Source organism: Shewanella surugensis, from assembly GCF_023284005.1.
Lineage (GTDB): Bacteria > Pseudomonadota > Gammaproteobacteria > Enterobacterales > Shewanellaceae > Shewanella > Shewanella surugensis.
Genome location: NZ_JAKIKS010000027.1, coordinates 45,911 through 54,153 on the forward strand (window position 1 = coordinate 45,911; position 8,243 = coordinate 54,153).

Consider the following 8,243-nt stretch of genomic DNA (forward strand, 5'->3'; position numbering starts at 1 on the left):
GCTTTGTATTCTTGTGGTGAAAGTGTGGCTACAAAAAGAGCGCCAATGCGCTCTTAATGGTGATGACTTTTAATTGCATTATCATCGTGATGGAACAGTCGTAAAATGAATGGGAATTAAATTTCCATTATTCCATCCATTTCAACCAGTGAATCCTTAGGGAGTTGCTTTACACCAATCGCAGCACGAGCAGGGTAGGGCTGATCAAAATATTGTCCCATGATTTCATTAACGGTGGAAAAATGACTTAGATCGGTTAAAAAGATATTCAATTTAACAATATCACTAAGCTGGCCGCCAGCAGCTTGACATACTGCGGTTAGGTTTTCGAAAACTTGCACGACTTGAAGTGCAAACTCTTCACTGACCATTTGCATGGTGTCAGGAACCAATGGGATCTGTCCAGATAAATATACAGTACTGCCCACTTTCACGGCTTGAGAATAAGTGCCAATTGCTTGAGGAGCTTTATCAGTTGCTATAATGTTTTTTTCTGCCATGACGTTCTCTCTACAGGTTGACTATCGATTTCGGGATGTGCGCAAGACTTCCGGAAGCACTCGGATCCGGCGCATTACATTGGCTAAATGAATACGATCTTTGACCGATACACGTAAATTAATTAAAAAGACGCGGCCATCACGTTCTTCTGTGCTGAGGCTATGGATATTAGACCCTTCAGCAGCCACAATCGAGGTGATTTTAGCTAATGCACCTTGATGGTTAACAATCTCAATACGCAGGTTGGCTTGATACTCTTCGCCATCACCTGTATCCCATTCGACTGCAATATATTTATTAGGTTCATCTTGGTAGCCACGGATGTTGGCGCAACTTTCCATATGAATGACTAAACCTTTGCCTGGGCTGACATGGGCGATGACGGCATCCCCAGGAATTGGGCGGCAACAATTGGCAAAGGTGACCAACATGCCTTCAGCGCCACGAATAGACATGGTGTGAGCATCTTTATCTTTTGCATCGTCAATATGTGCGCCTATAAGACGTTGGGCAATGACGATGCTCATGGCATTGCCTAAGCCGATATCGGCGAGTAACTCATCTAAAGACCCATGTTTAGTATCGGTCAGTACCTGATCGATCTGTTCTTGAGGAATGCAATCGAGACGGTGTTCACCCAGTGCATGGTTGAGTAAACGTTTACCCAGTATAATCGCATCATCTGCTTTTAGGTTTTTTAGAAGATGACGTATTTTCGCCCGTGCTTTACCCGTCACCACAAAGTTGAGCCAAGCCGCATTGGGTCTGACACCTTTCGCGGTAATAATTTCCACGGTTTGACCTGAAATTAATGGCTGGCTGAGTGGATAAGCTTGACGATTCACTTTTGCGCCGACGCAAGTATTGCCCACATCGGTATGTACTTCATAGGCAAAATCAACCGCAGTAGCACCGACAGGCAGCTCCAAAATACGGCCTTCTGGCGTGAAGACATAAATTTCTTCTGGGAATAATTCGGTTTTAACATTTTCAACAAATTCAAAAGAGGTACTGGCACTTTGCTGAAGTTCTAATAGACTCTGCATCCATTTTCGGGCGCGTAATTGAGTCGTTGTGCCTTGTTCTTGCGAGCTACCTTTCTTATATAACCAGTGAGCGGCCACCCCTTTATCTGCCATTTGATCCATATCTTCAGTACGGATCTGTACTTCAACAGGAACGCCTAATGGGCCAAAAAGGGAGGTGTGCAATGATTGATAGCCATTGGCTTTCGGGATGGCGATGTAGTCTTTAAAGCGGCCGGGGCGAGGTTTGTATAAACCATGCATAGCGCCCATAACGCGATAACAAGTATCAATGGTATCAACAATAATCCGAAAAGCATAAATATCCATGACTTCTTGAAATTGAAGTTCTTTGCTTTTCATTTTGTTATAAATGGAATAAAGGTTTTTTTCTCGTCCTTTGACCGTTCCGATCAGTTGGGTATCTTCTAGACGCGTACCGATAGCGCCTTCAATACTGGCAATGAGCTCATTACGATTTCCCCTTGCGGCTTTCACCACTTCTCTTAATACGCGGTGACGCATGGGGTAATAGGCTTGAAAGCCTAAATCTTCCAGTTCTGTCTTAATATTGTGAATACCGAGACGATTGGCGATAGGCGCATAAATTTCGAGCGTTTCACGGGCGATACGACGGCGTTTGTCGGGACGTAGTGCCCCTAAGGTCCGCATGTTGTGGGTTCGATCAGCCAGTTTGATGAGTATGACACGAATATCTTGCGTCATGGCCATCATCATTTTACGAAAGTTTTCTGCTTGAGCTTCTTTCTTATCGCGAAATTTAAGCTTATCGAGTTTAGATACGCCTTCGACTAATTCAGCGACAGCATCGCCAAACAATTCGGAGAGTTCTTCTCGAGTGACAGGGGTATCTTCAATAGTATCATGAAGTAAAGCAGCCATCAGCGTCTCATGATCGAGACGCATTTCAGCCAGTATACGGGCAACCGCAACGGGATGGGTAATATAAGGTTCGCCACTAGTGCGCATCTGACCTTCATGGGCAGCATGTGCTACCTTGTAGGCCTTTATGAGTAATTCTAGCTGCTCTCGCTCTAAATAAGCTGAAGCAGACTCCCTAAGACCTTCAAACAGATACAAGTGGCGCTACTCCCTATAATATATGGCTACGACCTTCAGCAATTGCTGCAACAGCAGCAATTTCAGCAGCTTCACGTTCACGAACGGTTTGACGTTCAGCAGCATCTAATGTATCTGCTGTGACTAAACCTAATTCGATTTCACGCAAAGCGATAACAGTTGGCTTATCGTTCTCTTCATCAACCATAGGGTCTTTACCCTGAACAGCGATTTGGCGAGCACGACGCGCTGCAACTAGGATCATGTCAAAACGGTTGCCGATTTGTTCTACGGCGTCTTCTACAGTTACGCGAGCCATGTAATGAAACTCCAATGTGTTATCGAACGAAAAATATGACGCAAAATTGTACACTATGCTGGCTACTCTGCCAACAGATCTTTAAGCATACCATCATGCGCATGAATTTGGCTAGTCGCGGTGAGTCTTTGACTGTGAATAATGGCTAATAAATCTTGTTGTGCGGTAATAAAATTGTCATTAATAATGACATAATCATATTCATGGTAATGTGACATTTCTGAAACCGCTTGGGCCATGCGACTGTTAATGACTTTAGTACTGTCTTGCCCACGTCCTGTTAAGCGGCGTTCAAGTTCGGCTTTTGACGGCGGTAAAATGAAAACGCCAATGGCTTCAGGCATGATTTTTTTAACTTGCTGCGCACCTTGCCAGTCGATATCCAAAAAAACATCAATACCTTGACTTAAGGTTTTTTCGATGACGATCCGCGAGGTGCCATAAAAATTACCAAAAACTTCGGCCCATTCGAAGAAAGCCTTTTCTTTGATGAGAGATTTAAACGTATCAGGTGTGACAAAATGATAATGCTGAGCATCAACTTCACCTTGACGTGGTTGTCGTGTCGTGTGTGAAACCGAGACTTGCATGTCTGCAGGTTGATTTTCGAGTAAAGCCGAAATGAGTGAGGATTTACCTGCGCCACTGGGGGCTGATACGATAAATAAATTTCCGTGAGCAGTCATTGGGGGTACCTGATAATGAAAATCTGAAGATGATCGGAGCAGTATAATATGAGTGATCCTTGGATGCTATTTAAAATACAACTCGATTTAGGTGTTTTTTGCTGTTTAAGTCACGGGAATATTTTGAATGGAAATTGTCTTAAAAATGTTATCGGGGTAGCGAGAAGATCCAAAGAGGAGAACAGATCATAAAACTTCAATTAAACGAGATATATTTTCTGTTAAAAAGAACAATCATCCCTGACTTTCTTTGTTTAATTCGCTAGGCTAATTCCAACGGAACCGATTTTTATCGTGTCTATACTCAATCCTCATTTTTAGGTGGCTTGAGTATAATAATTAAAAAACCTATTTTTTAGAGTGAGTGAAGAACATTATGCAGTTTATCTCTCTTTGGTGTGTGAAAGGTTGTGATAATGGTTTAAGAAGCGCTGTGATCACGGGTGTCATCTATTTTATCGTGCTGCTAATCAGTTTTTTATTGGGTCCTACAGCATGGTTGTATTTTGTTGGCCTGTTGCTGGCCCCCATTTTATTGTTTTCTAATCGTCGACGTTTACGTGATGCTGATCACCCCGGTCAATGGAGCTGGTTATCTTTATTACCTTTTGTTGGTGTTATTGCGACTTTGGTCAATATTAGCAATGAAGTGTTATTGCTTATTTTTGTTATGTTAGCAGTTTGTATTGCAGTATATTTTTCTTCATTGAAAGCAGATAGGAAGCGCGTGTATCTTCAAGGCTATAATGGTCCAGAAATAAAAATGCAAAGAGGGAATAGCGGATTGAGTCAAAATAATAACGGCAAAACAAGAGTTGAACCCACGCTCTCTGCTGATCTTCACAGCAGTGCTCAGACAGAGGAGGTTATACAAAGTGAGTTAACCTCTGAAAGTGTTGCTGAAACAGAAACGTCCATAACTGCGAACGATAAACGATTAGATGAACACGTTGCCGTTTCCTCTAAAGACAGTGATTTAGAGAGCGGTGAAGCATTAGCGGCGTCAACTAGAGAGCATGAGTCCGTTTTACAAGTGCTGCATGCAAGAGAGCCGCATATAAGAGAATCTTATATCAGTACTCAAGAAAAAGAGTCTGACAAGACTGCCTTTCAAGCGGGTAATAAACGCTTTAGTGCTGATGGGTCAATGGCCAAAACGCTGACTGTAGTCATCGATAAAATGATGAAGATCAGCATAAAGGCCGTTAAGCTAATAAAGCAGCGAGTTCAGCATAGGGATCGGAAAGTCTTAATTGGAGGGGGGATCGGTGTTATCACCTTTGTCTTGCTCGTCATTTTTCAGTTTACTGGCCATTCAGATAACATTGCGCCGTCCACGGCAACGGTGCTACCTGAGCAACCGATTGTGCGACATGAAGCTAAATTACCCGATGGTTTTAGTTTGGTTTTTGAAGATTCGATTCTTATTATGCGTTGGTTAGGAGAAACCCAAGCTCCACAGACGTTATGGTCACTGGCGTCTGCCAAGGGGGACCAGAGCTGCTCGGTATTGACCTTTAATAATGGGGCTAAATATCGTCCTTTAAGTGTTGCGGTACTTGCTGATACCGCAATCGAAGCCCGTTTTTCTCCCTTAGATAATGCGGGTATTATTACGGATGTTGCTAAGCGAGGCAGTGTGAGTCTTTGTGGGTATAAATTCAGCTTAAAAGGCAGTTTAGCCGTGTTGGGCAAGAACCCTGTTTTCGGTGATTACTTATAATACTGGTTGAGAGAGTGAGTCTTTGTGACGCTCAATGGTGGATGAAGACATTCAGCTTAAAAGGCAGTTTAGCCGTGTTAGGCGGGAACCCTGTTTTCGGTGATTACTTATAATATTGGTTGAGAGTGTGAGTTTATGTGACGCTCAAGGGTGAATGTAAGACATTCAGCTTATTAAAGGCAGTTTCGCCGTGTTAGGCAAGCACGCTTTTGAAGAACTTTGTGTTGATGATTATTGATCGTTAAGATTTATTCTGTGGACACAGAGCGGGATTTTATTGGAGGATGATTGGTAAGATGGATGCGAGATTAACGGATTTTATTAAACAGCATGTGCTTGTTCATTTTGATCTCAACTGGCTAGAGTTGGGCGATAGCCTACAGCTTTCTCCTTTGGGGAAGGGTCATATTAATCAAACCTTTTTGGTGCAATGGCCTCAAGGGGCGATGGTTTTACAACGGATTAATACCCACGTATTTTCTTGCCCTAAAAGTTTGATGGATAACCTGCATCGAGTTTATCAATGTTTAATGGGCAGCCATTTAGACAAGCAAGATCCTTTAACAAGATATCAATTAGCGATCCCTCGGCCTTTGATGACAAATAAGCATCAATCTATGTTAGATCTGGGCGAGCAGGGCGTATGGCGAGGAATGGAGTACCTTGAAAGTAGTCATTGTATCGAACAGGTAGACACCTCTGCACAAGCAGAGACTGCGGCGCGTGCTTTTGCTCACTTCAGCCGTCATCTTATGGCTATTGAGCCAGATAAAATGCAGGATGTTATTCCTGATTTCCATGATTTATCGCAGCGGATAAAATCGTTAACCCAGACGGTAAAAGAGGATCCACGGCAAAGGCTCGAGGGCTGTCAACATTGGGTTGATTTTGCTGTAAATCAAACTAATTTTATCGAGGAAGTGAATCATACGCTTTCATTGTTACCACGGCGAATTTGCCATAATGACACTAAAATCAATAATTTACTTTTTAAAATGCACGATATGACAGCCATGGCTGTGATTGATCTTGATACCTGTATGTCGGGTTATTTGTTGTATGATTTTGGCGATATGGTAAGGACTTTTTGTTCCACAGTAGAAGAAGACTCACATAAATTGGAACAACTGGGTGTACGTGAAACGATATTTGCTGCAATTTGTAAAGGTTACCTGTCTGAATTAGGGGATGTGATAAGCTTGGCCGAAAAGCAAAGTCTATGGCTGGGAGCTAGGCTAATGTGCTTTATGCTTGGGGTCCGTTTTTTAATCGACCACCTTGCAGGCGATCATTATTTTAAAATCCAGTATCCCGGACACAATTTGGTTCGAGCCGCGAACCAGTTTACCTTATATCAACGTTTACTGGAGCAAGAGGCGGATTTAGTGGCGTACATTTATTAAAACTATGTTTTTAATAATAAAATTATAATCTTTCAAGCCTCATAAAGTAGAACGTAGATAATAGTAGAGAATAGAGACGTGATTGTGAAACATTTATTAATATTAGCCATGGGTGCACTGTTGCTAGCAGGTTGTGCTGCTGATCCATCAGAATCAGAGCCAAGTGAAGCGAGTCAACATCTTGGCTCTGATGCCGACTTTATGCAAATGGCCTGTATTGATTTTACCACCCAAGATAAAGCCAAAATCGAAGCGGATCTTAAGCAGTATCAAGACTGGACGAAGATCTATGAGGTGGATGATGTCACGCTAAATAGCGATACCCCTCAGGGGATCGTCTGCTTTGAAAAGCCAACTGAATGATGGATTTAATGCTTTTAATCTACAATCTGTTTTACCGATACCGTATGTTATATTCACAAACTATTGAGCTGGAACGTTGGGTAAAGTTTAATCTCTTAAACCAACAACCAGTTATTTTGTGTATAAACAGTTTGCATATTCATGCATAGTTTCGCAATGATCCATTGTTGTTTACTTCGCGATTAAATTCTTGAGTCGCGCATTGGGTGACTCCTTTCAATATATTTTGTAGATGATGGTTTGCTTCAGTTGTCCAGTGACCATCTATATCTCCTTCTGCGGGAAAATCAGTGAATAATACTTCCTGCAAACTTGTCGTTAAAGTGGTTATATGTGCAGCAATTTTCATTTGTTCGGCAACCCATTTTTGGGCTAAAACAGGATCATCAGACATTTTAACTAATGTCTCTTTTTCAAGTAAATGAAGATTTAATCGAGTTTGATTAAAAGGAACAACACCTTGCATTTCAACATCGTTTTGATTTCGAGAGACTATACAGGGTTGTTTTGGTTGATAAGATACAGATTTAAGTGTTTGGTCTAATCCGTGTTCTGCAACTGATTTTTTATCAAGAAAATCGACGTCATTGTTCAGCGGTAATTGACGTATTGTTGCTAATTCCATATTTGGCTCACCAAATCGGAAAGTGTTCTTCAAAATTGAATGGTTGTCTTTATTCATGAGATTGAAATTAAAACTGTGAGAGCCATCTAAATTCGAGCTGAAAGGTTGGCTTTATATGTATCAGATAAGCTGTTTTTTAATGTCGTAAAACTTTTCATTTTACTGATTGCGCTGGAGGTATCCAATGTATCTTTTGGATTATGGGTTAATTCATATAGTGCTGTGAGAGCCTCTGCTTTATGGGTACCTAAAATCATATCTTTCAATTTATCGAAAATACCCATATGAGTAGCATCTTTTTCACTCACAGCATTTTGAATTTTGTCTAATCGGCTATCGCTGATGCTCAATTTATAATCAGAAAAGCGTCCAGTATTGAAATCTAGGGCCATAACTTTTCATCTTAGTGTAACCGTCCGAGCAAGTACATCTTCAACCGTGTTCATCGATCCCTTATGTTAACCCCTGACTATGATATCAGGAGTTAATATGACTAAGCGTTCTCATGAAGAGTGGGT

General features: G+C 41.6%; 9 protein-coding genes. 3 read left to right on the forward strand and 6 right to left on the reverse strand.

Annotated elements, in window-relative coordinates; genetic code table 11:
* Positions 1–116: 116 nt before the first annotated feature.
* The 4 genes from ridA to gmk form a co-directional block, all read right to left on the reverse strand.
* Positions 117–500, reverse strand: a complete 384-nt coding sequence (gene ridA, locus L2764_RS09115; RefSeq protein WP_248939910.1) for a deaminase RidA — start codon at positions 498–500, stop codon at positions 117–119.
* Between the two features lie 21 nt (positions 501–521).
* A complete protein-coding gene (gene spoT, locus L2764_RS09120) occupies positions 522–2,627 on the reverse strand; it encodes a bifunctional GTP diphosphokinase/guanosine-3',5'-bis pyrophosphate 3'-pyrophosphohydrolase (protein ID WP_248939911.1) in 2,106 nt (701 codons plus the stop codon).
* Between the two features lie 13 nt (positions 2,628–2,640).
* Positions 2,641–2,925, reverse strand: a complete 285-nt coding sequence (rpoZ, locus tag L2764_RS09125; protein WP_248939912.1) for a DNA-directed RNA polymerase subunit omega — start codon at positions 2,923–2,925, stop codon at positions 2,641–2,643.
* A 62-nt stretch (positions 2,926–2,987) separates the two neighbouring features.
* The gene (gene gmk, locus L2764_RS09130) at positions 2,988–3,611 is read right to left on the reverse strand and encodes a guanylate kinase (RefSeq protein WP_248939913.1); all 624 of its coding nucleotides are present in this window, start codon (positions 3,609–3,611) and stop codon (positions 2,988–2,990) included.
* Positions 3,612–3,987: 376 nt separating this feature from the next.
* Here gmk and L2764_RS09135 point away from each other — a divergent pair, with 376 nt between their 5' ends.
* The 3 genes from L2764_RS09135 (at position 3,988) to L2764_RS09145 (ending at position 7,100) form a co-directional block, all read left to right on the forward strand.
* Positions 3,988–5,334, forward strand: coding sequence for a DUF805 domain-containing protein (locus L2764_RS09135; protein WP_248939914.1), 1,347 nt, complete (start codon positions 3,988–3,990; stop codon positions 5,332–5,334).
* Between the two features lie 296 nt (positions 5,335–5,630).
* Positions 5,631–6,737: a phosphotransferase enzyme family protein gene (locus L2764_RS09140; RefSeq protein ID WP_248939915.1), complete on the forward strand. Its 1,107-nt coding sequence runs from the start codon at positions 5,631–5,633 to the stop codon at positions 6,735–6,737.
* 84 nt (positions 6,738–6,821) lie between these two features.
* Entirely contained in the window at positions 6,822–7,100 is a 279-nt protein-coding gene (locus L2764_RS09145) for a putative periplasmic lipoprotein (RefSeq protein ID WP_248939916.1), read from the forward strand.
* Between the two features lie 139 nt (positions 7,101–7,239).
* On the opposite strand, the gene L2764_RS09150 is transcribed toward L2764_RS09145, so the two are convergent.
* Together L2764_RS09150 and L2764_RS09155 are read right to left on the reverse strand one after the other, a co-directional pair.
* Positions 7,240–7,725 carry a hypothetical protein gene (locus L2764_RS09150; protein WP_248939917.1) on the reverse strand — a complete coding sequence of 162 codons (486 nt, stop codon included), beginning with the start codon at positions 7,723–7,725 and terminating at the stop codon, positions 7,240–7,242.
* Between the two features lie 86 nt (positions 7,726–7,811).
* Positions 7,812–8,117, reverse strand: coding sequence for a T3SS effector SopD family protein (locus L2764_RS09155; RefSeq protein WP_248939918.1), 306 nt, complete (start codon positions 8,115–8,117; stop codon positions 7,812–7,814).
* Positions 8,118–8,243 lie beyond the last annotated feature (126 nt).